Origin of the sequence: Devosia sp. Root436 (assembly GCF_001426345.1) — a bacterium.
Lineage (GTDB): Bacteria > Pseudomonadota > Alphaproteobacteria > Rhizobiales > Devosiaceae > Devosia.
In genome coordinates this window covers 311,748-337,618 of sequence record NZ_LMEM01000009.1, presented here as the reverse complement: position 1 = coordinate 337,618, position 25,871 = coordinate 311,748, and the positions used below count along the sequence as shown (strand labels likewise).

At 64.5% G+C, this 25,871-nt stretch carries 23 protein-coding genes, 1 tRNA gene and 1 other annotated feature; of the genes, 7 read left to right on the top strand and 17 right to left on the bottom strand.

The features are described from left to right. Positions 1 to 47 precede the first annotated feature (47 nt). Positions 48 to 764, bottom strand: a complete 717-nt coding sequence (locus tag ASD04_RS06630; RefSeq protein ID WP_056254339.1) for an SIMPL domain-containing protein — start codon at positions 762 to 764, stop codon at positions 48 to 50. A gap of 183 nt (positions 765 to 947) precedes the next feature. Here ASD04_RS06630 and ASD04_RS06625 point away from each other — a divergent pair, with 183 nt between their 5' ends. Together ASD04_RS06625 and ASD04_RS06620 are read left to right on the top strand one after the other, a co-directional pair. Further along, complete coding sequence (locus ASD04_RS06625; protein WP_056254336.1) at positions 948 to 2,099, top strand: fumarylacetoacetate hydrolase family protein; 1,152 nt, start codon at positions 948 to 950, stop codon at positions 2,097 to 2,099. A gap of 90 nt (positions 2,100 to 2,189) precedes the next feature. Beyond that, positions 2,190 to 3,629, top strand: a complete 1,440-nt coding sequence (locus ASD04_RS06620) for an aldehyde dehydrogenase family protein (protein ID WP_056254334.1) — start codon at positions 2,190 to 2,192, stop codon at positions 3,627 to 3,629. A 178-nt stretch (positions 3,630 to 3,807) separates the two neighbouring features. Here the strand turns inward: ASD04_RS06620 and ASD04_RS06615 are convergent, their stop codons facing one another. Continuing rightward, positions 3,808 to 5,007, bottom strand: a complete 1,200-nt coding sequence (locus ASD04_RS06615) for a PLP-dependent aminotransferase family protein (RefSeq protein ID WP_056254331.1) — start codon at positions 5,005 to 5,007, stop codon at positions 3,808 to 3,810. Between the two features lie 252 nt (positions 5,008 to 5,259). Between ASD04_RS06615 and ASD04_RS06610 the strand changes: the two genes are divergently transcribed. Together ASD04_RS06610 and ASD04_RS06605 are read left to right on the top strand one after the other, a co-directional pair. Next, positions 5,260 to 5,676 (top strand): rhodanese-like domain-containing protein, encoded by a 417-nt coding sequence (locus ASD04_RS06610; RefSeq protein ID WP_056254329.1) that lies wholly within the window; start codon positions 5,260 to 5,262, stop codon positions 5,674 to 5,676. A gap of 108 nt (positions 5,677 to 5,784) precedes the next feature. Beyond that, positions 5,785 to 7,134 (top strand): PLP-dependent aminotransferase family protein, encoded by a 1,350-nt coding sequence (locus ASD04_RS06605; protein ID WP_162245111.1) that lies wholly within the window; start codon positions 5,785 to 5,787, stop codon positions 7,132 to 7,134. Positions 7,135 to 7,255: 121 nt separating this feature from the next. Here the strand turns inward: ASD04_RS06605 and ASD04_RS06600 are convergent, their stop codons facing one another. Next, complete coding sequence (locus tag ASD04_RS06600) at positions 7,256 to 8,740, bottom strand: SulP family inorganic anion transporter (protein WP_056254323.1); 1,485 nt, start codon at positions 8,738 to 8,740, stop codon at positions 7,256 to 7,258. Between the two features lie 67 nt (positions 8,741 to 8,807). Beyond that, positions 8,808 to 8,863: a sequence feature (sul1 is cis-regulatory element that is thought to sense ions involved in sulfur or methionine metabolism; They are found in Alphaproteobacteria), on the bottom strand. 183 nt (positions 8,864 to 9,046) lie between these two features. Here ASD04_RS06600 and ASD04_RS06595 point away from each other — a divergent pair. Beyond that, on the top strand, positions 9,047 to 10,672 hold the full coding sequence (locus ASD04_RS06595; protein ID WP_056254320.1) for an MFS transporter: 1,626 nt from the start codon (positions 9,047 to 9,049) through the stop codon (positions 10,670 to 10,672). Between the two features lie 141 nt (positions 10,673 to 10,813). Continuing rightward, positions 10,814 to 11,209, top strand: coding sequence for a VOC family protein (locus ASD04_RS06590; protein WP_056254318.1), 396 nt, complete (start codon positions 10,814 to 10,816; stop codon positions 11,207 to 11,209). Between the two features lie 194 nt (positions 11,210 to 11,403). On the opposite strand, the gene phoB is transcribed toward ASD04_RS06590, so the two are convergent. The 8 genes from phoB to ASD04_RS06550 all read right to left on the bottom strand — a co-directional run bounded on the left by phoB (position 11,404) and on the right by ASD04_RS06550 (position 19,628). Beyond that, the gene (phoB, locus tag ASD04_RS06585) at positions 11,404 to 12,105 is read right to left on the bottom strand and encodes a phosphate regulon transcriptional regulator PhoB (RefSeq protein WP_056255459.1); all 702 of its coding nucleotides are present in this window, start codon (positions 12,103 to 12,105) and stop codon (positions 11,404 to 11,406) included. A gap of 148 nt (positions 12,106 to 12,253) precedes the next feature. Then, the gene (gene phoU / locus ASD04_RS06580) at positions 12,254 to 12,964 is read right to left on the bottom strand and encodes a phosphate signaling complex protein PhoU (RefSeq protein WP_056254315.1); all 711 of its coding nucleotides are present in this window, start codon (positions 12,962 to 12,964) and stop codon (positions 12,254 to 12,256) included. 11 nt (positions 12,965 to 12,975) lie between these two features. Continuing rightward, the gene (gene pstB / locus ASD04_RS06575; protein WP_244488280.1) at positions 12,976 to 13,758 is read right to left on the bottom strand and encodes a phosphate ABC transporter ATP-binding protein PstB; all 783 of its coding nucleotides are present in this window, start codon (positions 13,756 to 13,758) and stop codon (positions 12,976 to 12,978) included. A 68-nt stretch (positions 13,759 to 13,826) separates the two neighbouring features. Continuing rightward, the gene (pstA, locus tag ASD04_RS06570; protein WP_056254310.1) at positions 13,827 to 15,191 is read right to left on the bottom strand and encodes a phosphate ABC transporter permease PstA; all 1,365 of its coding nucleotides are present in this window, start codon (positions 15,189 to 15,191) and stop codon (positions 13,827 to 13,829) included. A gap of 2 nt (positions 15,192 to 15,193) precedes the next feature. Beyond that, entirely contained in the window at positions 15,194 to 16,570 is a 1,377-nt protein-coding gene (pstC, locus tag ASD04_RS06565) for a phosphate ABC transporter permease subunit PstC (protein WP_056254306.1), read from the bottom strand. 60 nt (positions 16,571 to 16,630) lie between these two features. Beyond that, the gene (locus ASD04_RS06560) at positions 16,631 to 17,641 is read right to left on the bottom strand and encodes a substrate-binding domain-containing protein (RefSeq protein ID WP_056254302.1); all 1,011 of its coding nucleotides are present in this window, start codon (positions 17,639 to 17,641) and stop codon (positions 16,631 to 16,633) included. Positions 17,642 to 17,935: 294 nt separating this feature from the next. After that, the gene (locus tag ASD04_RS06555) at positions 17,936 to 18,751 is read right to left on the bottom strand and encodes an aldo/keto reductase (protein ID WP_056254300.1); all 816 of its coding nucleotides are present in this window, start codon (positions 18,749 to 18,751) and stop codon (positions 17,936 to 17,938) included. Between the two features lie 121 nt (positions 18,752 to 18,872). Then, entirely contained in the window at positions 18,873 to 19,628 is a 756-nt protein-coding gene (locus ASD04_RS06550) for an IclR family transcriptional regulator C-terminal domain-containing protein (protein WP_056254298.1), read from the bottom strand. A 152-nt stretch (positions 19,629 to 19,780) separates the two neighbouring features. Here ASD04_RS06550 and ASD04_RS06545 point away from each other — a divergent pair. Further along, positions 19,781 to 19,856: transfer RNA gene (locus tag ASD04_RS06545), tRNA-Ile, on the top strand. 176 nt (positions 19,857 to 20,032) lie between these two features. Here the strand turns inward: ASD04_RS06545 and ASD04_RS06540 are convergent. The 6 genes from ASD04_RS06540 to ehuC form a co-directional block, all read right to left on the bottom strand. After that, positions 20,033 to 21,403, bottom strand: a complete 1,371-nt coding sequence (locus ASD04_RS06540; RefSeq protein ID WP_056254294.1) for an aspartate aminotransferase family protein — start codon at positions 21,401 to 21,403, stop codon at positions 20,033 to 20,035. Between the two features lie 25 nt (positions 21,404 to 21,428). Continuing rightward, on the bottom strand, positions 21,429 to 22,916 hold the full coding sequence (locus ASD04_RS06535; protein ID WP_056254292.1) for an NAD-dependent succinate-semialdehyde dehydrogenase: 1,488 nt from the start codon (positions 22,914 to 22,916) through the stop codon (positions 21,429 to 21,431). A gap of 115 nt (positions 22,917 to 23,031) precedes the next feature. Then, on the bottom strand, positions 23,032 to 23,535 hold the full coding sequence (locus ASD04_RS06530; RefSeq protein WP_056254288.1) for an Lrp/AsnC family transcriptional regulator: 504 nt from the start codon (positions 23,533 to 23,535) through the stop codon (positions 23,032 to 23,034). A gap of 108 nt (positions 23,536 to 23,643) precedes the next feature. Beyond that, positions 23,644 to 24,417, bottom strand: a complete 774-nt coding sequence (gene ehuA / locus ASD04_RS06525; RefSeq protein ID WP_056254285.1) for an ectoine/hydroxyectoine ABC transporter ATP-binding protein EhuA — start codon at positions 24,415 to 24,417, stop codon at positions 23,644 to 23,646. Next, positions 24,414 to 25,109, bottom strand: a complete 696-nt coding sequence (ehuD, locus tag ASD04_RS06520) for an ectoine/hydroxyectoine ABC transporter permease subunit EhuD (RefSeq protein WP_056254283.1) — start codon at positions 25,107 to 25,109, stop codon at positions 24,414 to 24,416. Before ehuD ends, ehuA begins: the two co-directional genes overlap by 4 nt. 2 nt (positions 25,110 to 25,111) lie before the next feature. Next, the gene (ehuC, locus tag ASD04_RS06515) at positions 25,112 to 25,783 is read right to left on the bottom strand and encodes an ectoine/hydroxyectoine ABC transporter permease subunit EhuC (protein WP_056254278.1); all 672 of its coding nucleotides are present in this window, start codon (positions 25,781 to 25,783) and stop codon (positions 25,112 to 25,114) included. Positions 25,784 to 25,871 lie beyond the last annotated feature (88 nt).

Genomic DNA, 25,871 nt, shown 5'->3' with positions numbered 1-25,871 from the left:
CCCACCGCCCAAGCCCCCTCGAAAGGGGTATGGGAATTGACAGGCGCCTATTTGGCGCCGGCATCCAGCTCCCACTGGACGTTGACGTTGATGGCGAAGGCCAGCTCGCCCGCCTCGACCGGCACGGGCGCACTGGCGGCCATGTCGGCCCGCGCATACATGGGGTAGGGCTGCGGATTGTTGAAGCCCTGCGTTTCGGAAATCGACACGATTTCGTCCAGCGCGCCGCCGGCGGCGGTGGCATAGAGCTCGGCCTTGGCGCGGGCATCGGCGAAGGCGGCCTTGCGCGCCTCGTTGTAGAGCTCGGACGGATCGGCCACCGAGAAGCTGACGCCGTTGATGGTATTGGCGCCGACGGTCACCGACTTGTCGAGAATGGTGCCCAGCTTGTCGAGCTGGCGCACGGTGACGGTCACGGTGTTGCTGACCTGGTAGCCATTGATCTTGGGCGGCAGGGAATAGCCGTTGGCATCGCGCTCGTCGGTATAGACGTAGTTCGGATTGACCGAGAAGCCGGAGGTCTGGATATCGCGGGCCTCGATGCCGTCTGCCTTGAGCTCGGCAATCAGCTCGGCCATGGCCCTGGTGTTGGCGTCGAGCGCTTCGCGGGCGGTGGCGCCCTGCGTGGTGACGCCGGAACTGATCTGCGCCATATCGGGCGCCGCCATGACTTCGCCGTGCCCCTCGATGGTGATGGTGCCGGCATAGGCCGGCAGCGAAAGACCGGCGATCAGGGCGAAGGGAACGAGGGCAGCAAGACGCATGGGACACTCCAATAAGGTATCGAGAGGACTACTCCCCATCCATTGCGTCAGTATTGCGGCATAGCTGAACCGGAGTTGAACGGAGGTGTGGAGATCGGTTCATCGACAAAAGTATGATTTTCTGCGGTTGCACGCCGGGGCCGCGGTGCGGTACTGACTGCGCTGACATTTCAGGGGCACGACATGGGCGACAGGCATTATCCCGACGGCACGCTGCTGGGGCGGGCCCGCGTTCCGGGACATTCGCATCCACGTATCGTTACGGTGCGTAACGATGAGCTTGTCGACATCACCGCCAGGGGCTTTGCCACGGTGCGCGATATTGCCGAGAGCGGTCGCGCGGCTGAACATGTGCGGACTGCTGCAGGACAATCGCTCGGCACCGCCGATACAATCCTGGCCAATTCCGTGGCCGGGCAGGGCGATGCCAACCTGCCGAGCCTGCTTTCTCCCATCGATCTGCAGGCCATCAAGGCCTCGGGCGTTACTTTCGTGGTTTCGCTGCTGGAGAGGGTAATCGAAGAACAGGCCCGTGGGGATAAGTCTCGGGCGGATTCGTTGCGCGGGGAAATTCTGGGGCTGATCGGGACCGATCTCAGCGCATTGGTGCCGGGCTCGGACACGGCGATGAAGGTCAAGGCGGCGCTGATCGAGCGTGGCGTGTGGAGCCAGTATCTGGAAGTCGGCATCGGCCCGGATGCGGAAATCTTCACCAAGGGCCAGCCGATGAGTTCGGTGGGCTATGGCGCCGAAGTAGGGCTGCATCCGGTGTCGAGCTGGAACAATCCCGAGCCGGAAGTGGCGCTGCTGGTGACCAGCAAGGGCGACATTATCGGCGCGACGCTGGGCAATGACGTCAACCTGCGCGACGTCGAAGGCCGCTCGGCTTTGCTGCTGGGCAAGGCCAAGGACAACAACGCCTCGGCCTCGCTGGGGCCGTTCCTCCGCCTGTTCGATGGCGATTTCACGCTGGAGACGGTCAAGCAATCCGAACTTTCGCTGCTGGTGAAGGGCGAGGATGGCTTCGTGCTGGAGGGCCATTCGTCGATGAGCCAGATCTCACGCACGCCGGAATCGCTGGTGGCGGCGACGATCGGCGGGCATCACCAATACCCCGATGGCCTGGTACTCTATCTCGGCACCATGTTCGCGCCGGTGCAGGACCGCGGCGGTGCCGGCAAGGGCTTTACCCACAAGCTGAGCGATGTGGTCGCGATCTCGACATCCGAGCTGGGTACCCTATCTAACAGGGTGAACCTCTCCACCCAATGTCCGCCCTGGACCTATGGCGCCAGCCAGTTGCTGCGTGACCTGGCCCAGGCCGACCTTCTTTAGGTTCCCGCTTTCGCGGGAATGACGTCGTGAACGAAACGAAGTCGAGCCGAACCTCTCATCCTTCTTGAGACACCCCGAAAGGCAAAGAAAATGGCTGAACTGCACAAGAACCTCATCAACGGGGAATGGGTTGGCTCGGACGGGGCGGAGAATATCAACCCGTCCAACACCGCTGAGGTCGTGGGGGTTTACGCCCGCGCGACTGCCGAAGAAACCAAGCAGGCCATCGCGGCGGCCAAGGCGGCTTTCCCGGCCTGGTCGCGTTCGGGCATTCTTGAACGCCATGCCATTCTCTCCAAGACCAGCCAGGAAATCCTGGCGCGCAAGGCCGAGCTGGGCGAGCTGCTGAGCCGCGAAGAGGGCAAGACGCTGCCCGAGGGCATTGGCGAAGTGACCCGCGCGGCGCAAATCTTCGATTTCTTTGCCGGTGAAGTGCTGCGGCTGGCCGGTGAGGTGCTGCCGTCCGTGCGGCCCGGCGTGGGTGTCGAAATCACCCGTGAGCCGATCGGGGTGGTCGGCATCATCACGCCGTGGAATTTCCCCATCGCCATCCCGACCTGGAAGATCGCGCCGGCCCTGGCCTATGGCAATACGGTCGTCATCAAGCCGGCCGACCTGGTGCCGGGCTCGACATGGGCCATCGTCGATATCCTCCATCGCAATGGCCTGCCCAAGGGCGTGCTGAACCTGGTGATGGGCCGTGGCTCGGTGGTGGGGCAGACCATGCTCGACAGCAAGGACGTCAACGCCATTTCGTTCACCGGCTCGGTGGGAACGGGCAAGCGCGTGGCAGCGGCGTCTATCGAGCATAACCGCAAGTTCCAGCTCGAAATGGGCGGCAAGAATCCGACCGTGGTGCTTGATGATGCCGACCTCAAGGTCGCGGTGGAAAGCGTGGCGCAGTCGGCCTTCTTCTCGACCGGGCAGCGTTGCACGGCATCGTCGCGGGTGATCGTGACCGAAGGCATCCATGACAGCTTCGTCGAGGCGCTGGCCGAGCGGACGCGCAACTTGCGGGTAGGCGATGCGCTGGCCAAGGACACCGAAATCGGGCCGGTGGTGGATCCGAGCCAGCTCAAGCAGGACACCGACTATATCGCCATCGGCAAGGCCGAAGGGGCGAAGCTGGCGGCGGGCGGCGAACTGGTGAAGGCGGGGACCGAAGGCTATTTCCTCCAGCCGACGCTGTTCACCGAGGCGACCAATTCGATGCGGATTTCGCGCGAGGAAATCTTCGGGCCGGTGGCATCGGTCATCCGGGTCAAGGATTATGACGAGGCGCTGGCGACGGCGAACGACACCGAATTCGGGCTTTCGGCCGGTATCGTCACTACCTCGCTCAAGTATGCGACGCATTTCAAGCGCAATGCCGAGGCCGGCATGGTGATGGTCAACGTGCCGACGGCGGGGGTGGATTTCCACGTGCCGTTCGGCGGGCGCAAGGGCTCGAGCTATGGTGCGCGCGAGCAGGGCAAATATGCGGCCGAGTTCTTTACGGTGGTGAAGACGGCCTATACGGCGGCGGGTTAAGGGGCCGGAGCGGTTGCAGTCGATACCCTCCCCCTTGCGGAGAGGGATCAAGGGTGGGGGACGTTTAGCCCCGATATCAGGGCTCTCGCACCCCCACCCCAGCTCTGCTACGGCCCGTTGGGCCGAGCGACGCTACCCTCCCCGCAAGGGGGAGGGTGACCCGACTGATAGGTCAGAGCTACACCCCCACCGCCCGCGCCATGCTCTGCTGGCCGATGAGGCTGCAGAGCTTGAAGATGCCCACTTCGATCTGGGCTTCGTCGCAGAGCGAGAAGCTGAGCCGCATGGTGTTGCGGCAGGAGCCGTCCGAGTGGAAGGCGGCGCCGGGGACGAAGGCGATGTCCTGGCGCATAGCCTGTTGCAGCAGCAGTCCGGCGTCGAGATGGTCTGGCAGGGTGAGCCAGACGAACATGCCGCCTTCGGGCTTTTTCCAGTGCAGGCCCGCTGGGGCATGGTGCTCGAGCGCTGCCAGCATGGCGTCGCGCCTGACACGATAGAGCGCGCGGGCGCGGGCGACCTGGGCATCGTAGTCCGCGCTGGCGACGTGGTGGATGACCATCTGATTGATGGTGGCGGTATGCAGGTCGGCACCTTGCTTGAGCAGGGTGAGCTTGCGGATCAGTGCAGCAGGGCCGCAGACCCAGCCGACGCGCAGGCCCGGCGACAGGGTCTTGGAAAAGGTGCCGCAATAAAGGGTGCGGGTCGATTCGATGCTGCCTGAGGCGGCGTCGAGGGCGGCGATGGGCGGCAGCTCTTCGCCATCGTAGCGCAGGGCGGAATAGGCGGCATCCTCGACGATGACGGTATTGAGGGCGCGGGCCTGGTCGAGCGCCTGGTGGCGGGCGGCGCGGCTCATGGTGGCGCCATCGGGATTGGCGAAATCGGGCACCAGATAGATTAGTCGTGGCGCCCCCGAGCCGGTGGGCTGGGGTGTGTCCAGGCCGGAAAACTGCGGCTCACAGGCCGAGAATGACTGCAGCGCGCCGAGATAGGTGGGGCGGGCCGACAGCACGGTGCTGCCCGGATCGAGCAGCAATTTGCCAATGAGATCAAGCGCCTGCTGGGAGCCGGAGGTGATGAGTACGTTGTCTACATCAGCCGGCACACCGCGCTGCCGCATATGCGCGACGATCCACTGGCGGAGCGGCAGATAGCCCTCGGTGGTGGAATATTGCAGCGCCTCGCGGGCGATGGAGGGGCCGGCAAAGACCTGCCGCCATGCCTCCTGGAACAGGCCGACGCTGAGCAGGGCCGGATCGGGAATGCCGCCGGCAAAGGAGATCATCGAGGGCCTGCCGACGAGCTTGAGCAGCTCGCGGATTTCGGAGGCCTTCATGGACTGGGCACGGGACGAGAGGTGGAATTCCGGTAGCGTCATTTGTATCACCATGCAACAATACGATTGATACAAACACCGCTATATTGTTATGTCAATAGCATTGACCTTGTTGGCGGGACGTGCAGGATAAGGGGCCGGGCAATGGCGCGGTGGATGTCGCGCCGGGGATAAGTTCTTCGGAAATTTCCGGCAGGCGCGTGGATGCGGGCTGCTTGAGCGGGATTATGGGCCGGTCGGGGTGGCCTGGGGATAAAGAAGGCGCGATCGGGCCGCCGGGAAGGAAGGGATGCGATGAGCCTTGTCAGCGACTATGCGGTGGCGCCGCCCGATGTGGCAGTGGCGCATTTCAGCCAGCGGCTGGCGCTGGAAACCGACTGCGCCGACGTGGCGGCGTCCATCAGGGAAGGCGATGTGGATTTCGTGCTGCTGCATGTGGTCGGATCGCCTGAGGCCTATGCGCGGCGGCATTTGCCCGGTGCGATCCACCTGCCGCATCGGCAGATCACGGCGGAGCGGATGGCGGAATGGCGCGACGATGCGCTGTTCGTGGTCTATTGCGCGGGACCCCATTGCAACGGGGCAGACCAGGCGGCGTTGAAACTGGCGCGGCTGGGGCGCAAGGTGAAGCTGATGATTGGCGGCATTGCCGGCTGGGCCGACGAGGGGCTGGACTTTGAAACCGGTCCGCAACTGGCCCGAATTGGCTAGCACACTGTTAGCATTTAGAGTTACGCGAGAGCCGAAAGGCGTGACATCCGGTCAACGTGGACAAGGCATTGGTGAAGGTGGAATAGTATCGACTCAATGAATGATACAATGCCCAATACAATCTTTGCCCTGGCCGAGGGTGACCAGCCGCTGCATGAGCGGTTGGCGAATGCAGTGGAGGCGGCCATTGCCGAGGGGCGCTATCGCCCCGGCGAGAAGCTGCCGACGCATCGACAACTGGCGCAGCAGTTTTCCGTCTCCATCGGCAGCGTCACGCGGGCCATCGACGCGCTGAGCGCGCGCGGCGTGGTGCGCGGCGAAATCGGGCGCGGAACCTTCGTGCTGGAGCGGGCTGTGGCGGGCGACGATGGCGGGGTGATCGACCTCACCATCAATGCGCCGCCGCCGCTGATCGCGCTCCGGCGCATGGAGGAGGCGAGCGCGCTGGCCAATCGCCATGCGCTGGCGCTGGCCAACGGCGGCTATGTCGATCTTGGTGGAACGGAAAGGCAGCGCGGCGTGGTGGCGCGCTGGCTGAGCGCGACGCGCACGCCTCTGGGGGGTGACGAGATCATGCTGTGCAATGGGGCGCAGCAGGGGCTGCACCTGGCTTTTGCCAGCCTGCGCGAGACGTCGCACCTGATCCTCACGGAAAGCGCGACCTTTCCCGGTGCGCTGGCGGCGGCGGCCAATCTGGGCATGACCATGATGCCGGTGCGCCATGATGGGGAGGGCATGCTGCCCGAGGCGCTGGACGCAGCGCTGACGGCGACGGGCGCGCGGATCATCTATGCGACGCCGGTGTGCCAGAACCCATTGGGCTTCGAGACCGGGCCGCAGCGGCGGCGGGAGATCGCGCGCGTGGCTGGGGCGCATGGGGCCGTCATCGTCGAGGACGATATCTATGGGATCTACGCGGCCAAGGGGAGGCTGACCTATCGGGAATTGCTGCCGGGGCAGGTGATCTATGTCACCAGCCTCTCCAAGAGCCTGACGCCGCTGGTGCGGCTGGGGATAGTGGCGCCGCCGCCGGCGCTGATGGCGGCTATGCGCAAGCGGCTGCGGGCAGAGAGCTGGGGGCTGCCGCCCTATGTGGCGGAACTGGCGACGGCGATGCTCGAAATCGGCATGGGCGAAGAGGTGGCCGCGGCCCTGCGGGAAGAGAGCTTTGCGCGGGTGGAACTGGCGCGGCGGATATTGGGAATCGGCACGGTGCCGATGCCGGACGGGGCGCCGCATCTGTGGCTGGCGATGGACCCGCTCAAGGCGGAACAGTTTGCGCGGCGGGCCAGCGAAGCCGGGGTGCGGATCACGCCGCCTTCGGCGGCACAGGTGGGCGCGGCGCCGGTAGCCGGCGTGCGGCTCTGCATCATGGCGCCGCCGGGGCGGGCGATGCTGGAGCGCGGGCTGGGGGTGCTGGCGGGGATTTTGGGGAGTGACGAGGACGTGGTGGTGTGAGGGGAACGGCTGGCGCCATCCATGCTTCAGTGTAGATGATGGCTCTGGCCCCCTCATCCGCCCTTCGGGCACCTTCTCCCACGAGGGGAGAAAAGCGGCCCAGCACGGCGTCAGCGCGGTCCTAGTGGCCCAGGACTTTTGCCATGGCGTTGGGGCGGTCGTGCATGGCGAGTTTGTCCATGATGGTGGTGCTGGCGTCGTTGAGGCCGAGGACGTCCACTTCGACACCGGCGCGGCGGAATTTGAGGACGACCTTGTCCACCGCATTGACGCCGGTGAGGTCCCAGATATGGGCGGCGGTGAGGTCGAGGCGCATGCGATCGAGAGGCTCGGACAGGTCGAAGGCATCGAGGAAGTTGTCGGCGGAGGCGAAGAAAAGCTGGCCTTCGACGCGGTAGGTGCGCTGCCTGCCATCGGCGGAGAGGCTGGAGGTGACGCGGAAAATCTGCGCGACCTTCCAGGCGAAGAAAATGCCCGAAAGCAATACGCCGACACCGACGCCCAGCGCCAGATTATGCGTGCCGACGACGACGAGGACGGTGGCCAGCATGACGACGCTGGAGCGGCGGGGGTGATGGGCGAGGTCGATAAGGGACGACCAGTTGAAGGTGCCGATCGACACCATGAGCATGATGGCGACCAGAGCCGGCATGGGAATGAAACCCACCCAGTCGCCGAGCACCAGCAGCAGGAACAGCAGGAACGCGCCGGCGGTGAAGGTGGAGAGCCGCGTGCGGCCGCCTGATTTCACATTGATGCCGGACTGGCCGATCATGGCGCAGCCGGCCATGCCGCCAAACAGGCCGCTGGCGATATTGGCGATGCCCTGGCCGATGCTCTCGCGGTTCTTGTCGCTGCGGGTATCGGTCATCTGGTCGACGATGGAGGCGGTGAGCAGGCTTTCGAGCAGGCCGACCGCCGCCACGCCGATCGCGGTGGGCAGGATGATCCAGAGCGTATCGAGATTGAGCGGCACATCGGGCAGGAGCAGGACGGGCAGGGCATCGGGCAATTCGCCCAGGTCGGCCACGGTGCGCACATCGATACCGAAGGCCAGGGCGATGGCGGTCAGCACCAGGATGCAGACGAGGGGGGAGGGCACGAGACGGGTGAGGCGCGGGACGAGGTAGATGATGGCGAGGCCGACCGCGATCATCGCATAGGTTTGCCAGGTGACGTCGATGAGTTCGGGCAACTGGGCCATGAAAATCAGGATGGCCAAGGCATTGACGAAGCCGGTCATCACCGAGCGGGAGACGAAGCGCATGAGATAGCCCACGCGCAGCCAGCCGGCGACGATCTGGATGATTCCGGCCAGAATGGTGGCGGCAAGGAGATATTGCAGGCCATGCTCGCGGACGAGCGCGCCGAACAGCACGGCGGTCGCGGCGGTGGCGGCGGAAATCATGGCGGGGCGGCCGCCGGCGAAGGAAATGACGATGGCAATGACCACCGAAGCATAGAGGCCGACCTTGGGGTCTACCCCAGCAATAATCGAGAAACCGATGGCCTCGGGGATCAGGGCAAGGGCCACGACAATGCCGGACAGGATGTCGGCGCGGATATTGGAGAGCCAGTCGAGGCGAAGACGTTCAACAAAAGACATGGGCACACACAGAGCCATCGGGTCGGTTCGCAAGGGCGAGCCGGACACACCAATTTCAGCTTTGCTTGAGTGTCCGGCGGATCGGCGGCCGGAAGAGCCACCCGGAATTGCACCGGGTCCAGGATGAATGGTGGTGCTGATGCCAGATCGAGGAAGGACAGGCAAGGGCAAAGTCCTGCTTGGCGCGTTGGGGAGGGTGACCTCCGCTGCTGGACCGAGTCTCACAAGCCAGTGTGCGATTTGCCCCGTGGATGGTTGCCAAGTTTTGGGTGGGCACCTAGACAGAGTGGACGAGAGGAAAGCGTGATGGGTGAACGAGCGTCGGTGCTGGCGCCATTCCGGTATGAGACCTTCCGGCTGCTGTGGCTGGCAACGCTGGTGTCCAACCTGGGCGGGCTGGTGCAGTCGGTGGGCGCCGGCTGGATGATGACCACGCTGACGGACTCGCATAACATGATCGCGCTGGTGCAGGCGTCGACGACGCTGCCCATCATGGTGTTCTCGCTGGCCTCGGGCGCGCTGGCCGACAATTTCGACCGGCGCACCATCATGCTGATCGCGCAGGGCGGGATGATGGTGGTGTCGGTGGCGCTGGCGGTGCTGGCCTTTATGGGCATGCTCAGCCCATGGCTGCTGCTCGGTTTCACCTTTCTCATCGGCTGCGGCACGGCTTTGTTCAATCCGTCCTGGCAGGCCTCGATGGGCGATATCGTACCGCGGCAGGACCTGGCCGCGGCGGTGACGCTAAATTCCATGGGCTTCAACATGATGCGCAGCGTCGGCCCGGCCGTGGGCGGGCTGATCGTGGCGCTGGCCGGGGCGGCGGCGGCCTTCATGGTCAATGCGGTGTCCTATGTGCCGCTGCTGGTGGCGCTGGGGCGGTGGAAGCCGGAGCGGGTGGCCAACCGGCTGCCGCGCGAGAATTTCGCCAGCGCCATGTGGGCCGGCATCCGCTATGTGTCGCTGTCGCCCAACCTGACCACGGTGCTGGCGCGGGGCTTCCTGTTCGGGTTCGGCGCCATTTCCGTGCTGGCGCTGCTGCCATCGGTGGCGAGCGAATATGTGGGCGGCGGGGCGCTGGTCTATGGCACGCTGCTGGGCAGTTTCGGGCTGGGCGCCATTGGCGGGGGCTTCCTCAATGGACGGGTGCGCGAGCGGCTCAGCAATGAGGTGATCGTGCGGGCGGCTTGCGTGGGCTTTGCGGTAAGCTGCGCGGTGCTGGGGTTCAGCCGCGACCCGGTGCTGAGCCATTTCGCGCTCTTGCCGGCCGGGGCCTGCTGGGTGCTGGCGCTGTCGCTGTTCAATGTATCGATCCAGCTGTCGTCGCCGCGCTGGGTGGTGGGACGGGCGCTGTCGCTCTACCAGACGGCGACTTTCGGCGGCATGGCCGCGGGCAGCTGGATCTGGGGTCTTTCGGCCGATGCGGTGGGGCCGGACTGGACGCTGGCCATTGCCGGCTGGGTGTTGCTGGCCTGCGGGCTGATGGGGTTCCGGCTGCCGCTGCCGCAATTCAATGCGCTCGACCTCAACCCACTCGATACGTTCAACGAACCGATCCTGCGGCTCGATCTCCGGCCGCGCAGCGGGCCGATCATGGTGATGATCGACTACCAGATCGACCAGGAGGACATTCCGCGCTTCCTGGCGCTGATGGCGGAACGGCGCCATATCCGCATCCGCGACGGGGCGCGGCAATGGGCGGTACTGCGGGATCTGGAACATCCCCAGACCTGGACGGAGAGCTACCATGTGCCGACCTGGATCGATTATCTGCGGCACAATCTGCGGCGGACCAAGGCGGACTCGCAGAATACCGACCTGATCCGGGCGCTGCATCGGGGCGAGGGACTGCCGAAGGTGCGGCGGATGATCGAACGGCAAACCGTGCCGCTGCGGGATGATACGCCGCTGCGGGAGGGGCCGGAGGTGTAAGAGGGAGCAGTACTCAATGGCAGGTGCCCGACCCTATTGCAGTCATCGCAGCGGCCAGTAAGTTATGTCCAATTTTGGCCCAAGCGACCACTGCTTCCACGCCCAGCAAATTCGTGCCACGTTCTGGCAACGGAGGACTGCATGCCGAACATGACACTCGACCACGTCTCTCTGCTGGTTCGTAACCTTGAAGCCAGCTCGAAATTCTATACCGAGGTGCTGGGCTTCGTGCCGATCCATAACGGTACCGAGAGGCCCAATATCCGCTGGTTCGGAATAGGCGACGTCACTGCACTCCACATCACCGAGGACGATTTCGGTGACACGCGCCTCAAGAAGCAGACGCACTTTGCCATCTGTGTCGACGACTTCGACGGCTTCATCGCCGAGTTGCGGGCCAAGGGGGTAAAGTTCTGGAGCTGGTCCGAAAGCATCGGCGAAGTTACGGGGCGACCCGACGGATTTCATCAGATCTACCTTGCTGACCCTGATGGCTATTGGGTTGAGGTCAACGACCACAATCGCAACGTGGCCTGACCCATCTCCCCCTGCGCTCGTCGTCTCGGTGGCTGCACGAATCCCATAAGCAGACGGCGAGGAGGAAGGCCATTGCGTCATGCCGCGCTGGTGGAAGGTCCCGCCCAATGGCACCTGGTGGCGCTGAGCTGACATTGTCCAGCGACCATCACCAAGGCGGCTTTCCGCCCATTGCACCCGTGAGGCGCGGGTGCCTAAGCGACCTGGGCGAATCTCTCGTCAAACGCATAGCCGGCGCCGCGGACGGTGCGGATGGGGTCGGTTTCGCGGCCGCGGTTGATGGCGCGGCGGAGGCGGCCGATATGGACATCGACGGTGCGCTCGTCGACATAGACGTCATTGCCCCAGACACCGTCGAGCAGTTGTTCGCGGGAATAGACGCGGCCGGGATGGCGCATCAGGTATTCGAGCAGGCGATATTCGGTGGGGCCGAGATGCACGTCGCGGGCGGCGCGGCGGACGCGGTGGGTGGTGCGGTCGAGTTCGAGGTCACCGACCTTGAGGGCTGAGGTGACCAGATTGGGATTGGCGCGGCGCAGCAGAGCGTGGATGCGGGCGACCAGTTCGGGGACGGAGAAGGGCTTGACGACATAATCGTCGGCGCCGGTGGCGAGGCCCCGAACGCGCTCCTCTTCCTCGCCGCGGGCGGTGAGCATGATGATCGGGACGCGGGCGGTTTCCTCGCGGGCGCGCAGGCGACGGCAGAGTTCGATGCCTGATATTTCGGGCAGCATCCAATCGAGCAGGATCAGATCGGGCAGCTTGTCCTGGATGGCATGCTGGGCCTCGTCGCCGGATTCCGCGGTGACGACGCGGAAGCCTTCGGCCTCGAGATTGTAGCGCAGCAGGATGGCGATATCGCCTTCGTCTTCGACCACGAGAATGGTGGCAGGCATGGGGGTGGCTCCCATTGGTTTTGTTCCGGCGTCATTCCCGCGAAAGCGGGAATCTACCTTTGCGCGGCAGGGAGATTCCCGCTTTCGCGGGAATGACGCTGTGGTGTGGATGTCGCGTGCTCGGTCGGGTGACGCTCCCGAGCAGAATTCAGGCCTTGATCTGGGTGCGCTGGAGTTCCTGGACTTCGCTGGTGAGCTGCTTGCCGGTCTGCAGGTAATAGGCGCGCTCGGCGATGTTGGTGGCGTGATCGCCGATGCGCTCGAGATTCTTGGAGCAGAACAGCAGGTGGGTGCAGGTGGTGATGTTGCGCGGGTCTTCCATCATGTAGGTGAGGAGTTCGCGGAACAGCGAGGTGTGCATGGCATCGACCTCGTCGTCGCGGTTGCAGACGGCGATGGCGCGGGCGGAGTCGCGGCTTGAATAGGCATCCAGCGCGTCCTTGATCTGGCGCAGCACCAGCGCGGTCATGTTCTTGACGCCGTTGTAGAAAGTGGGCTGCAGGCTCATGCCTTCGAGCTTGAGCGAGCGGCGGGCCAGCTGCTTGGCCATGTCGCCGACGCGCTCCAGATCCGAGGCGACATGGATGGCGGTGATGATGGCGCGCAGATCGGAGGCCATGGGCTGGCGGCGGGCGATCATGGAGACGGCCATGTCGTCGATCTTGCGCTGCATGTCGTCGATGCGCTGGTCGGCGATGATGGTGAGGTCGGCCAGCTCGCGGTCAAGCTTGAGCAGGGCCTTGGTGCCGTTCTCGATGGCGACTTCGACCTGGCCACCCATTTCGGCAATGGTCTGGGCGAGGGCGACAAGCTCGTCATTGTAGGAGGAAACGATGTGGTCTTTGCCAATATTGGCCATGATATGCGCTCCTAACCGATGCGGCCCATGATGTAGTCCTGGGTCTGCTTGTTGACCGGGTTGGTGAAGATGTCTTCGGTGACGCCTTCCTCGATCAGGTTGCCCAGGTGGAAGAAGGCCGTCTTCTGGCTGACGCGGGCGGCCTGCTGCATCGAGTGGGTGACGATGACGATGGTGTAGTTCTCGCGCAGCTCGTCGATCAGTTCCTCGATGATGGCGGTGGCGATGGGGTCCAGCGCCGAGCAGGGCTCGTCCATCAGGATCACTTCGGGGCCGACGGCGATGGCGCGGGCGATGCAGAGGCGCTGCTGCTGGCCGCCGGAGAGGCCGGTGCCGGGCTCGTTGAGGCGGTCCTTGACCTCCTCGAACAGGCCCGCCTTGCGCAGCGAGGAGATGACGATCTCGTCCATGTCGGTCTTGTTGCGGGCCAGGCCATGGATGCGCGGGCCATAGGCGACATTCTCGTAGATCGACTTGGGGAACGGATTGGGCTTCTGGAATACCATGCCGATACGGGCGCGCAGCTCGACCACGTCGAGGGCGGGATCGTAGATATCCTCGCCGTCGAGCAGAATCGTGCCGCCGACCTTGGCGCCCTCGATCGTGTCGTTCATGCGGTTGATGCAGCGCAGGAAGGTGGACTTGCCGCAGCCCGAGGGGCCGATGAAGGAGGTGACGGCGCGGTCGGGAATGTCGATCGAAATGCCGTACAGGGCCTGCTTGGCGCCGTAGTGGACGGTGACGTCGCGGGCGGTGAGCCGGATCGGGCGTTCGAGCATGTCGGTCGGGTTCATGGCTGATTTCACTGATTGCTGGGTCATCTTAACCTTGCCGGCGACCATATCCATTTTGCTGAAACTCCTTAAGCGCGCTTTTCGAGGCGCGAGCGCAGGTAGATGGCGACGCCGTTGAGCACGATCATCACGGCGAGCAGGACCAGGATGGCGGCAGCGGTGCGCGGTTCGAAGAAATTGCGGTTTTCATTGCCCTGCCAGAGATAGATCTGGACAGGCAGGGCAGTGGCCTGATCGATCGGGGTCAAGGGGACCGAGGCGACGAAGGCCTTCATGCCGATGAGCAGCAGCGGCGCGGTTTCGCCCAAAGCATGGGCGATGCCAAGAATGGTGGCGGTGAGGATGGAGGGAAAGGTGACCGGCAGCACATGGTGGAACACCATCTGGGTGCGTGAGGCGCCCATGCCGAGCGCCGCCTGGCGCAGAGCCGGCGAGACGCCGAGCAGGGCGCCACGGGTGGCGATGATGATGGTGGGCAGGGTCATCAGGGTCAGCACCAGGCCGCCGACGATGGGGGCGGAAATCGGCAGGTGCATGTAGTTGATGAATACGGCGGCGCCGAGCAGGCCGAAAACGATCGAGGGCACCGCGGCGAGGTTGTTGATGTTGACCTCGATGAGATCGGTCCAGCGCGACTTGGGGGCGAATTCCTCGAGATAGACGGCGGCCGCAACCCCGATCGGCACGGCCAGCACGATGACGATCAGCATCATCCAGAGCGTACCGACAAAGGCGCCGAGCAGGCCCGCGGAAGCGGGCGCGGCGCGGCTATCGACATTGGTGAAGATGGACCAGGCGAAGCCGTTGGAAATGGTGCCGTTTTCAACGAAGGTGTCAATGAGGGCGCGGGCCGGGGCCGAAAGCTGCTGCTGGGCATCCCCAAGCGAGCGGTCGATATTGCCCTTGATCCAGTTGGCGGCATTGGCCGAGGCAAGCACATCGACGTCGACCGTCTGGCCAAGCAGGGACGGATCGGCGACGAACAGTTCGCGGATATCGTGGCGGGCGTCGGTTTCGGCGATGGTGAGGATCTGCTTGCTGTCGATATCGAAGCCTGCAGGCGCCGCCGCACGGAGGCTGGCCTCGACCACCTTGTTCCAGTTGAGCATGGCGACGTCGCGCTGCCACTTGAGGCTGGCGGCATTGTATTCGGCCTGCGAGGCGAAGGCGGTAGGGGCCGGGGCCGGATCGACCTTGAGCAGTTCGGGGTCGAAATTGACCACCAGATGCAGGTTGGACTGGGTGAAGGCGGGCACGCCCTTGCGCACCACATCGACAAAGAGCAGGGCGACGAAGCCGAGCGCCAGCACGATAGCCGCAAGGCCGAGGCCGCGGAAAATGGCCTCGCCCATGTGACGGCGGCGCAGGCCGGAGCGGATGCGCTGCGTACGTTCGATGGAAGCCTGGCGGGTGGTGGAGAGCGTATCGGTCATGATTATTCGTACTGCTCCCGGAAGCGGCGGACGATGTAGAGGGCGACGACATTGAGGCCGAGGGTGATGACGAAGAGCGTGAGGCCCAGCGCGAAGCCGACCAGCGATTGGGGCCCGGTGAAATCGGTATCGCCGGTAAGCTGGTTGACGATGGAAACGGTAATGGTGGCGACCGACTCGAAAGGACTGCCGCGCAGGACCGGCGCATTGCCGGCCGCGAGCACCACAATCATGGTTTCGCCGATGGCGCGGCTGACGGCGAGGAGGAACGCGCCGACAATGCCGGGCAGGGCAGCGGGCAGCAGCACATTGCGGATGGTTTCGGACTGGGTGGCGCCCAGGCCATAGGCGCCATCGCGCAGGGTGCGCGGGACCTGGTTGAGAATGTCGTCTGACAGGGACGACACGAAAGGAATGATCATGATGCCCATGACGATGCCGGCGGTGAGGGCGCTGGTGGCATTGATGGTGAGGCCGACCAGATTGCCCATGTCGCGCAGGAAGGGGCCGACGGTGACCAAAGCAAAGAAGCCGAAGACGATGGTGGGAATACCGGCGAGAATTTCGATCATCGGCTTGGCGACGGCGCGTAGCCGGGGCGCGGCATACTGGCTGAGATAGATCGCGGCCATGAGGCCGACCGGCACGGCCACCAGCATGGCGATGGCGGTGATCATCAGGGTGCCCGACAGCAAAGGCAGCAGGCCATAGCTGCCCCAATTGCCCGCGGAGCCGGCATTGTTGGGGTTCCACACCGTGCCGAAGAAGAAATCGAACGGGTGGATGAAGGTGAAGAAGCGGAAGGCTTCCGATATCAGCGAGGCGACGATGCCCAATGTGGTCAGGATGGCAACGGCGGAGCAGGCGAGCAGTGCGAGATTGATGACGCGCTCGACGGCGTTGCGGGCCCGCAGGCGGGCATCGATGCGGCTGCGGGCATAGACGAGGGCCGCGCCGCCGGCCACCAGGGCCAGGACCAGCACGCCGACAAAGGTCAGCATCTGGAAGGAGCGCAGGGCATCGCCGGCCGCCTGTTCCCAGGCGGGGCTGTCGCCGGTGACGCCGTAGCCCGAGGCCAGGGCACCGATGCGGGCGATGGCGGCATTGAGGCCGACCTGATCGAGCGACGTCATGATGTCGGTCGGGATCAGCGAAACGGTGTAGTCGCGGGTAATGCCGCCGCCGAACCAGGCCCAGAGGCCGAGAATGACGAGAGTGGGCACCATGGCCCAGATGGCGACGAAAGAGCCGTGATATTGCGGGCGGGAATGGATCTTGACGCCATCTGCGGTGACGAGGCCCCGGCTGCGGGACCAGCCGGACTGGTAGGCCACGCCCAACAGGACCAGCAGCAGGCCGGCGACGATCAAGGCATTCATGGGACGGCTCCCCGGACGGAATGAAGTGGGCCGCGCCTTGGTGGCGCGGCCCTGGATCGATTACTGAGCGCCGGCTTCGAAAGCGGCGAGCACTTCAGCGGTCTTTTCGGGGGTCTGCGGGATCAGGCCGGCAGCTTCGAGGATGCCACCGTCGCCGGCCATCTGCTCGGAGAGGAAGAACTGAACATATTCCTCGATGCCGGGGATGGTGCCGATATGCTGGCCCTTGACGTAGAAGAACAGCGGGCGGCTGACCGGGTACTCACCGGCAACGACCGATTCCTTGGAGGGGACGACGCCATTGACGGTCGCGACCTTGAGGGTGTCGGTGTTCTGCTCGTAGAAGGAGAGGCCGAACACGCCGACCGTGTTGGGATCGGAATTGAGGCGGGCCAGGGTTTCGGTGTAGTCGCCCGAAATCTCGACCACGACATCCTGACGGAAGGCGGTGCAGGCATCTTCCGGAGCGCCGTCGGGCAGGCCGGCTTCTTCGCAACCAGCGGTCACGACACGTTCCTGGAAGACTTCACGAGTGCCGTGGTTGGAGGCCGGGACGGCCAGCGCGATCGGCTGATCAGGCAGGGCGGCGTCAACCTGGGCCCAGGTGGTGTAGGGGTTCGGAACCAGGGCGCCATCGACAACGACGTTGGCGGCAATGGCCTTGTAGACCTGGAGTGGGGTCAGGGCGAAGTCGGGGCCCGAAGCGGCAGAGGCGAAGACGATGCCGTCATAGCCGAACTGGACTTCACGGATATCGGTGACGCCGGCAGTGGTGCAGGCTTCGCGCTCGCCGTCCTTGATCGGGCGGGAGGCATTGGCGATGTCGATGGTGTTGTCGCCAACGCCAGCGCAGAACTGGCTGAAGCCGCCACCGGTGCCGCCCGAGCCGACGACGGGGGTGTTGAATTCGGGGAAGGCGGCGCCGAATTCCTCGGCCACGATCGAGGCGAAGGGCAGGACGGTCGAGGAGCCGGCAACCTGGATGGTGTCGCGCGACTGGGCGAAAGCGGCTGGGGTGCCGAAGGCGGCAAGCGCAAGCACGGCAGCGCTGGCATAGAGTGCGTTTCTCATGGGGAGTTCCCTTTCAGAATTCAGTTCAAAACCTGGCTGGCCGATCCGGCAGTTCATTCCCGGTGCCGCCCTTTGACGAGGGGGACCATATGGGTGGCACACGACGGTTTTATTGCAGTCGCGTGACGCGTTTGTGACAGGTTATGTATATGAATATGCGATGGAATTTTTGTAGCATTGCGCGGCTGTGCGGAATCCGTGACGGCCGAATGTGACAGTGGCCAGAGATTCCGGTGGGCGGGGGTGGCCTGAAGCCGATGACGCAATAACTAGGCCGTCAATGTGACAGTCGTATCAATCCCAGGCGGGCGCACTGGCAGGGTTGATGCGGCGGGTGCCGCGGTCGAGGGAGGCGATGGTGGCCATGTCGGCCGGGGTCAGCGACAGCTCCTGGGCGGCGAAGTTGCTGGCCAGGCGTTCGCGCTTGCCGGAGGTGGGGATGGCGGCGAGGCCGCGGGCAAAGGCATAGGCGATGGCGAGCTGGGCGACGGTGCAGCCCTTGCCGGCGGCCAGCGGCTCCAGCACCGGATCGCCGACAAGGGTGCCCTTGGCGATGGGCTGGTAGGCGGTGACCGGAATGCCGGCGGCGGCGCAGAAATCCACCAGCTTGCGATTCTGCAGGTAGGGGTGGCACTCGACCTGGTTGTTGGCGATGGGGACGGCGCCGAGGATCGCCTGCGTCTGCTGCAGCAGCGCGATGGTGAAATTTGACACGCCGATGGTTTTGGTGAGGCCGAGCGCCTGGGCCTCGGCGAGCTGTTCGATATAGACGGGGAGCGGCACCTGGTTATGGGGGGACGGCCAGTGGATCAGCGTCAGGTCGACCTGGTCGATGCCAATGGTATCCAGACTCCGGCGCAGCGAGGGGATGAGCTTTCCGGAGCCGAAATTGGGCATGTCGATCTTGGTGGTGATGAACATGTCGGCCCGCGCCAGGCCGGATTGGCGCAAGGCCTCGCCGCATTCGCGCTCGGTGTCGTAGCTCTGGGCGGTATCGAGGTGACGATAGCCGATCTCGATGGCGGCCAGCATGGCGGCGACGCCTTCGGCGCCGCGGCGGCCATAGGTGCCCAGGCCCATCAATGGCATGCCGTAGTTGTTCTTCTGCATTGGATTCTCCGCGAGTCGGCGTGATCGTAGGTTAGCGTTAATATGAATGGCAAGGGTACCCCCTCACCGATTCGCGCTTTGCGCGAGCCACCTCTCCCCGACTGGAGAGGAATAAAAGGGATCAGCGCAGCAGGGGGCGGACTTCGGATTGGACTTTCCGCATCAGGGGCAGGAAATTGGCGATCATATGCGAGGTGGAGGCACGGGCGGACTGGGCGCCGATATTGAGGGCGGCGACGGTGTGGCCCTGGGCATTGAACAGGGGCACGGCGATGGAGCAGAGGCCCAGTTCCAGTTCCTCGTCGATGACGGCAAAGCCCTGCGCGGCAATGACAGCCAGTTCGGTGGTGATCGAGGGCAGATCGGCCTTGGTTTTTTCGGTATAGGCGATGAGTTCGGAGCGGTTGAGCACTTCGCGCGCGGCAGCAGGCGGGAGAGAGGCGAGCAGGATGCGGCCCATCGACGTGCAATAGGCAGGCAATCTCGCACCGGCGCCGAGATTGATCGACATGACCCGGCGATAGGAGGCGCGGGCGATGTAGAGGATTTCGGTATTGTCGAGCACGGCGGCCGAGGAGCTTTCGTTGATCTGGCCGGACAGTTCTTCGAGGAAAGGCTGGATCAGCCGGGGGAGCGGGGTGGCGGCGAGATAGGAATGGCCCAGATTGAGCACGCGCGGGGTCAGCCGGAAGAACTTGCCGTCATAGCTGGCATAGCCGAGATGGACGAGCGTCAGCAGGCACCGGCGCGCGGTGGCGCGTTCGAGGCCGGTGCGATTGGCGACATCGGTGATCGACTGGCTGGCATGCTCCTCGTCGAAGCACTCGATGACCGAGAGGCCCTTGACCAGGCCATTGATGATATCGCCTTCGCGCATGGAAGCTCCGCAATGCCGTGACAGCCGGTGATAGCAGATGGGCGCGCAACGAACAAATATCGCTGGGCGCACGAAGGAGGGTGGCGCTCGCGAAGGGCGCGGTTTCAGGTTTCCCCTTGCCAGCAGGCAGGACAATGCTAAGAGGCAGGCGTGGGCCTATAGCTCAATGGTTAGAGCCGACCGCTCATAACGGTCTGGTTCCAGGTTCGAGTCCTGGTGGGCCCACCACACCCCTTGCACTGTGCAGCCCGGGGCTATTCTTCCGGGTGGCCTGAAACGGTTACGAGCCGGGATTCCACCGGCTTGACAGTCTTTTGAGCCGGATATGCGGGTCGGGCTGATCCCGCCTGCCTAGAAGGGAGATTCCCGCTTTCGCGGGAATGACCCGGTGGAAGAGCAGGCCTTTAGCCGAGCACGTCCTTGACGGCCTGGGCGAAGGTGCCGACGATGATGCCGGCTTCATCGCGGGTCAGGCAAAGTGGCGGGGCGAAGCCGATAATGTCGCCCTGCGGCATGGCGCGGGCGATGACGCCGCGGGCCAGCAGGGCCGCGGCCAGGCGCGGGCCCACTTTCTCGCCGGCATCGAAGAAGGTGCGGCTGTCGCGGTCCTTGACGAATTCGACGGCGCAGAGCAGGCCGACGCCGCGGATATCACCGACATTGGGGTGAGCGGCGAGCGCATCGATCATCGCCGCCTTGAAATAGGCGCCGACCGTGCCGGCATTTTCGACCAGGCCCAGGGAATCCACCAGTTTGAGATTGGCAACGCCGGCGGCAGCGCCGATGGGATGGGCCGAGTAGGTCCAGCCGTGGCCGATGGCGCCGTTTTCATCGGTGCCGCGCACCAGCACATCCCACATGCGCTGCGAGAAGATGGAGCCCGATAGCGGCGCATAGGCCGAGGTCAACCCCTTGGCGATGGTGATGATGTCGGGCTTGAGGCCATATTTGTCGGAGCCGAACATGCTGCCGAGCCGGCCGAAGGCGGTCACCACCTCGTCGACGATCAACAGGATATCGTGCTTGTCGAGCACGGCCTGGATGGCCGGCCAGTAGCCTTCGGGCGGCGGGACCAGTCCGCCGGTGCCGAGCGCCGGTTCGCCGATGAAAGCGGCGATGGTATCGGCGCCTTCCCGCTCGATCATGGCTTCGAGCTCGCTGACGCAATGGGCGACGAACTGAGCTTCGTTCATGGCCAGGTCGGCGCGGCGGTAATAGTAGGGCGCCTCGGTGTGCAGAACCGGCGACAGGGGAAGGTCGAACTTGTTGTGGAAGCCGCTCAGCCCGGTCAGCGAGCCGGTCATCAGGCCCGAGCCGTGATAGCCGCGCCAGCGCGAGATGATCTTCTTTTTCTGCGGGCGGCCCAGGATGTTGTTGTAGTACCAGACCATCTTGATGTTGGTCTCGTTGGCGTCGGAGCCGCCCAGGCCGAAATAGACCTTGGACATGTTCCTGGGTGCCCGGTCGAGCACCATCTTGGCCAGCGTAATCGAGGCCTCGGTGCCGTGCCCGACATAGGCGTGGTAGTAGGAGAGCTGGCGCGCCTGCTCGGCGATGGCGTCGGCCACTTCCTGGCGGCCGTAGCCGACATTGACGCAGTAGAGGCCGGCAAAGGCGTCGAGCAGCCGGTTGCCGTCGCGATCCTCGATATAGACCCCCGAGCCGCCGGTGACGATCCGCGTCGGCGCTTCGCCGCGGGCATGCTGACCCAGATGGGTGGAGGGGTGGAAGAAGCTTTCGCGATCCCACTGGCCGAGTTGGTCATTGGTGAGCATGGGTGGGTCCTTTCGGGTGGTTATATCAGCGCCAGTCGCGGCAGACGTATTTGACTTCGGTGAAGACCTCGAGGCCGAGGCGTGCGCCCTCGCGGCCGAGGCCGGATTGCTTCATGCCGCCGAAGGGGATGGGCGCGCCGGTGACCTTGGTGCGGTTCACGGCGACCATGCCGAACTGCAGGGCCCGGCTGGCGCGGTAGATGCGGCGCGGATCGTTGGTGTGGAGATAGGCGATCAGGCCGTAATCGGTGTCGTTGGCGAGAGCGAGCACGGTGGCCTCGTCATCGAATGGCGCAATGGCGGCCACCGGCCCGAACGTCTCCTCGTGCATGATCAGGGCATCGGGCGGCACGTCGACCAAGACGGTCGGCTCGTAGAAGAGCGGGCCGGCGGGGTGGATCTTGCCGCCGGTGAGGCAGCGGGCGCCACGGGCGAGGGCATCGCCGACATGGCTGACCTGCTTGTCGATGGCCTTCTGGTTGGCGAGCGGACCCAGATCGCAATCGGCAAGGCCGGGGCCGATCGACAAAGCAGCGGTGGCGGCGGCGAAGCGCTTGCAGAACTCGGCATAGACCGGGCGCTCGATGAAGAAGCGGTTGGCGCCCAGGCAATCCTGCCCCGACGTGGCGAACTTGGCCTTGATGGCCTCCTCGACCGCCTGGTCGAGATCGGCATCGGCAAAGACGATGAAAGGCGCATGGCCGCCCAGTTCGAGAACCAGATGCTTGATGGTATCGGCGCTCTGGCGGAACAGCAGGCGTCCTATTTCGGTGGAGCCGGTGAAGCTCAGCACGCGGATGCGCTTGTCGGACGTCCAAGCGCCGACGATTTCGGCGGCATGACCGGTGACGATGTTGAAGACACCCGGCGGCATGCCGGCGCGTTCCGCCAGGACCGCCAGCGCCAGTGCCGAAAACGGCGTTTCCGATGAGGGATGGGCGACACAGGTGCAGCCAGCGGCCAAAGCCGCCGCCGCCTTGCGCGTCAGCATGGCGCTGGGGAAATTCCACGGCGTGATCAGGGCGGCGACCCCGGCGGGCTCGCGCCATACCTCGACCTCGGCATCGGGGAGGTGGGAGGTGACGCTCTCGATATTGGGACGCTTGGTCTCTTCGGCGTAGAATTCGACGAAGGAGGCGGCGTAGTCGATTTCCCCACGGGCTTCGGAGAGCGGCTTGCCCTGTTCCAGGGTCATCAGCAGCGCCAAATCGTCGCGGGCGCCCCTGATGGCTTCGAACCAGGCGCGCAGGATAGCGGCGCGCTCCTGCGGCAGCAGGCCGGACCACAGGGGAAAGGCGGCGCTGGCGGCATCGACGGCCTGCCGCGCCTGGGCCGAATCGAGCGCCGGAACGCGGCCGACCTCGCTGCCGTCCGCCGGGTTGAGCACGGCGATCTGGCCACTGGCGCCGGTGCTGACGCTTTGCCCATCGATATAGGCCGCGCGGCAGAACAGGGCCGCATCGGCCAGGCCGGCAAGGCCGTCGGCGGTGTTCACGGGTGAAATAACGGACATGGCCAATTGCCTCCTGCCCGCTGACACTATCGGGACGGGGCCAGAGGCGTTCGCCAAACTGGAGGAGGAAAAAGGATGGTTGACCTGTTTGCCGCGAGGCGGCGAGGCATTTCGTCTATTGGGACGGTTGCGCCAGCAGTTCGACGGGAACCGGCTCATTCTTGACCGGCATGGTGACGACATAGGTGTAGTAGCGCTTGATGCCGATCTGCTGGGCCAGCAGGCTGTCGATCAGGGCCTGATAGTCGCTCAGCAGGCGAACCACGATCTTGCAGAAATAGTCGACGCCGCCGCCGACCGCCCAGCATTCGATGACCTCGGGCAGGGTCTTGATCCTGGCCTCGAAGCGGGCGAAATCCTCGGCGCGGTGGCTCTCGAGCTCGACCTGGACGAAGACCATGGTGGTGGGGCCGAAAGCCTTGAGCGACACGCGGGCGCCATAGCTCTCGATAATGCCGGCTTCCTCGAGGCGGCGCAGGCGTTCCCAGCACGGCGTTGCCGACAGGTTGACGCGCTCGGCCAGGGCCGCCTTGGGAATTCTGCCTTCGCGCTGCAGAATGCTCAGGATTTTTATATCCCGGTCATCCAGCCTCGGTGTTTCGGACTTGGATGGGTTCACGCCAGGCCGGTATCCATTTGATGCCGCCGAAGCATAATGCCGTTCCGTGGTTGGCGTCCAGATGGCTCCTGTCATATCAACCGCTTGCGTGAATTGCGCCAGGCAGGATCATCCTTCGAGCACGGCCTTGAGGAAGGCCCGCGTGCGCTCTTCCCTGGGGTTGGTGAACAGCTCGTCGGGCGTGCCCTGTTCCTTGATATTGCCCTGGTCGAAGAAGCATACCCGGTCGGACACTTCGCGGGCGAAACGCATTTCATGGGTGACCAGCAGCATGGTCAGGTCATGCTCCTCGGCCAGCTTGGCGATGACATTGAGCACCTCGCCCACCAGTTCGGGATCGAGAGCCGAGGTCGGCTCATCGAACAGCATCACCTTGGGGCGCATGGCCAGGGCGCGGGCGATGCCGACGCGCTGCTGCTGGCCGCCCGAGAGCTGGTTGGGAAATTTCTGCGCCTGATCGGACAATCCGACCAACTGCAGCAGTTCTTCGGCGCGCTCGCGGGCGTCCTGTTTCGACAGGCCCAGCACCGACATCGGCGCTTCGGTGAGATTGCGCAGCACGGTCATGTGCGGGAACAGGTTGAACTGCTGGAACACCATGCCGAGCTGCTTGCGCATCTTGCGCAGATGGGCTTCGCGTGCCGGGATCAGGCCGTTCGGCCCCTTTTCGTGCCACAGCGGCTCGTTGCCGACCGACACCACGCCGCCATTGATCTTCTCCAGCGTCATCAGGATGCGCAGCACCGTGGACTTGCCTGAGCCGGAGGGGCCGATGATGGTGACTTTCTCACCCCGCGCCACCTCGAAATCGAGGTCGTTGAGCACGCGGTAATTGCCGTAGCTCTTGACGACCTTCTCGAACTTGATGATTGGCTCGCTCATTTGAAGGGCAGCCCTCTCTTGGGGAGTTTGGCATCGACGAAGCGCACCAGCGCCGAGGCGACAAGGGTCATGATCAGGTAGAGCCCGCCCACCATGGACAATGGCACCAGGTAGTTGAACGTCTGGTCGCCGATGATGCGGGCGACACCCAGCATTTCGAGCACGGTGACCACAGAAAGCACCGGCACGTCCTTCATGATCGACACCAGGTAATTGCCGAGCGCCGGGACCACCCGCGGCACCGCCTGGGGCAGGATGATGTGGGTGAAGGTGCGCGAGGCCGACAGGTCGAGCGCCCTGGCCGCCTCGCGCTGGCCCCTGGCGACGGCCTCGATGCCGGCGCGATAGACCTCGGCCATATAGGCGCTGTACTGGACGCCCAGCGCCAGGGCGCCGGTGGCGAAGGCGGGCAGGATGATATTGTAGTCGGCCAGCACGTAGTAGAGGAAGAACAGCTGCACCAGGAGCGGCGTATCGCGGAAGAATTCGGTGATGACGATTGCCGGCCAGGAGACGATCTTGAGCGGCACGCTCTTGAGCACCGCGAAGACCAGGCCGAGGACCATGGCGATGGCAAAGCCGGCGATGGTGGCCTGGATGGTGACCAGCATGCCGCGCAGCAGGATGGGCAGGATCGACAGTGCGAAGGCCAGGTCGCCGTTGCTGGTATCCCAGGTGATTCCGAACAGCATGGCTAGCTCCTCGCCCCGCGCCAGCGGCCGACCGAGGCCTCCAGCACGCGCATCATGGCGGTCAGCACCAGTGCCATGCCGAAATACATCAGCAGGACGATGGTATAGATGGTGGTGCTGTCCTGGGTGTAGTTGCGCAGCTGCTCGGCCCGGAATGCCAGGTCGCCGAGGCTGATCAGCGAGGCCAGGGCAGTGTCCTTGAGATTTTGCACCGCCAGGTTGCCGAAGGACGGCATCATTTCGGGGATCGCCTGGGGCAGGCTGATCTTCCACAGGGTCTGGCGGGAGGTGAAGTTGAGGGCGGTCGCCGCCTCATACTGGCTCGGGGTGACGGCCTGGATGGCCCCTCGCACGACTTCGGCCCCGTAGGCGCCGATATTGAGCCCCAGCGCCGCTACGCCCGCCACGACGGGCGGCAGGCGCAGATCGAGCCCGATGGCGTCGCCGGCAATGGGCAGGGCGAAGTAGAGCCAGAACAGCTGCACCAGCAATGAGGTGCCGCGGAAGACCTCGATATAGGCAATCGAGATGGCGCGAATGGCCCAGTTGTCACTGAGCTTTCCGATGCCGAAGATGAAGGACAGCAGGGCGCCCAGAATAGTCGAGAACACCGTGAGCTGCACGGTGATCCAGGCGCCGTCGGCAAGCGGTTTGAGATAGTCAAACCAGGGCATGGCGGGTGGTCCTCTCGCGCTCAGAGACTGTTTGAAAACTCTACTCTGGCGGTTATCTGGCGGGGCTTTCTGCGCTTCCGGTGCTCAC

Bases quoted from the DNA above. Each gene is read 5' to 3' on its own strand.
- ASD04_RS06625 (WP_056254336.1), top strand. From the start codon at position 948: ATGGGCGACAGGCATTATCCCGACGGCACGCTGCTGGGGCGGGCCCGC.
- phoU (WP_056254315.1), bottom strand. From the start codon at position 12,964: ATGGCCAATATTGGCAAAGACCACATCGTTTCCTCCTACAATGACGAG.
- ASD04_RS06590 (WP_056254318.1), top strand. From the start codon at position 10,814: ATGCCGAACATGACACTCGACCACGTCTCTCTGCTGGTTCGTAACCTT.
- ASD04_RS06555 (WP_056254300.1), bottom strand. From the start codon at position 18,751: ATGCAGAAGAACAACTACGGCATGCCATTGATGGGCCTGGGCACCTAT.
- pstC (WP_056254306.1), bottom strand. From the start codon at position 16,570: ATGAATGCCTTGATCGTCGCCGGCCTGCTGCTGGTCCTGTTGGGCGTG.
- pstA (WP_056254310.1), bottom strand. From the start codon at position 15,191: ATGACCGATACGCTCTCCACCACCCGCCAGGCTTCCATCGAACGTACG.
- ehuA (WP_056254285.1), bottom strand. From the start codon at position 24,417: ATGAGCGAGCCAATCATCAAGTTCGAGAAGGTCGTCAAGAGCTACGGC.
- ASD04_RS06620 (WP_056254334.1), top strand. From the start codon at position 2,190: ATGGCTGAACTGCACAAGAACCTCATCAACGGGGAATGGGTTGGCTCG.
- ASD04_RS06615 (WP_056254331.1), bottom strand. From the start codon at position 5,007: ATGACGCTACCGGAATTCCACCTCTCGTCCCGTGCCCAGTCCATGAAG.
- ehuC (WP_056254278.1), bottom strand. From the start codon at position 25,783: ATGCCCTGGTTTGACTATCTCAAACCGCTTGCCGACGGCGCCTGGATC.
- ASD04_RS06540 (WP_056254294.1), bottom strand. From the start codon at position 21,403: ATGCTCACCAATGACCAACTCGGCCAGTGGGATCGCGAAAGCTTCTTC.
- ASD04_RS06600 (WP_056254323.1), bottom strand. From the start codon at position 8,740: ATGTCTTTTGTTGAACGTCTTCGCCTCGACTGGCTCTCCAATATCCGC.
- pstB (WP_244488280.1), bottom strand. From the start codon at position 13,758: ATGAACCCGACCGACATGCTCGAACGCCCGATCCGGCTCACCGCCCGC.
- ASD04_RS06535 (WP_056254292.1), bottom strand. From the start codon at position 22,916: ATGTCCGTTATTTCACCCGTGAACACCGCCGACGGCCTTGCCGGCCTG.
- ehuD (WP_056254283.1), bottom strand. From the start codon at position 25,109: ATGCTGTTCGGAATCACCTGGGATACCAGCAACGGCGACCTGGCCTTC.
- ASD04_RS06560 (WP_056254302.1), bottom strand. From the start codon at position 17,641: ATGAGAAACGCACTCTATGCCAGCGCTGCCGTGCTTGCGCTTGCCGCC.
- ASD04_RS06605 (WP_162245111.1), top strand. From the start codon at position 5,785: ATGCCCAATACAATCTTTGCCCTGGCCGAGGGTGACCAGCCGCTGCAT.
- ASD04_RS06550 (WP_056254298.1), bottom strand. From the start codon at position 19,628: ATGCGCGAAGGCGATATCATCAATGGCCTGGTCAAGGGCCTCTCGGTC.
- ASD04_RS06610 (WP_056254329.1), top strand. From the start codon at position 5,260: ATGAGCCTTGTCAGCGACTATGCGGTGGCGCCGCCCGATGTGGCAGTG.
- ASD04_RS06630 (WP_056254339.1), bottom strand. From the start codon at position 764: ATGCGTCTTGCTGCCCTCGTTCCCTTCGCCCTGATCGCCGGTCTTTCG.
- phoB (WP_056255459.1), bottom strand. From the start codon at position 12,105: ATGCCTGCCACCATTCTCGTGGTCGAAGACGAAGGCGATATCGCCATC.
- ASD04_RS06595 (WP_056254320.1), top strand. From the start codon at position 9,047: ATGGGTGAACGAGCGTCGGTGCTGGCGCCATTCCGGTATGAGACCTTC.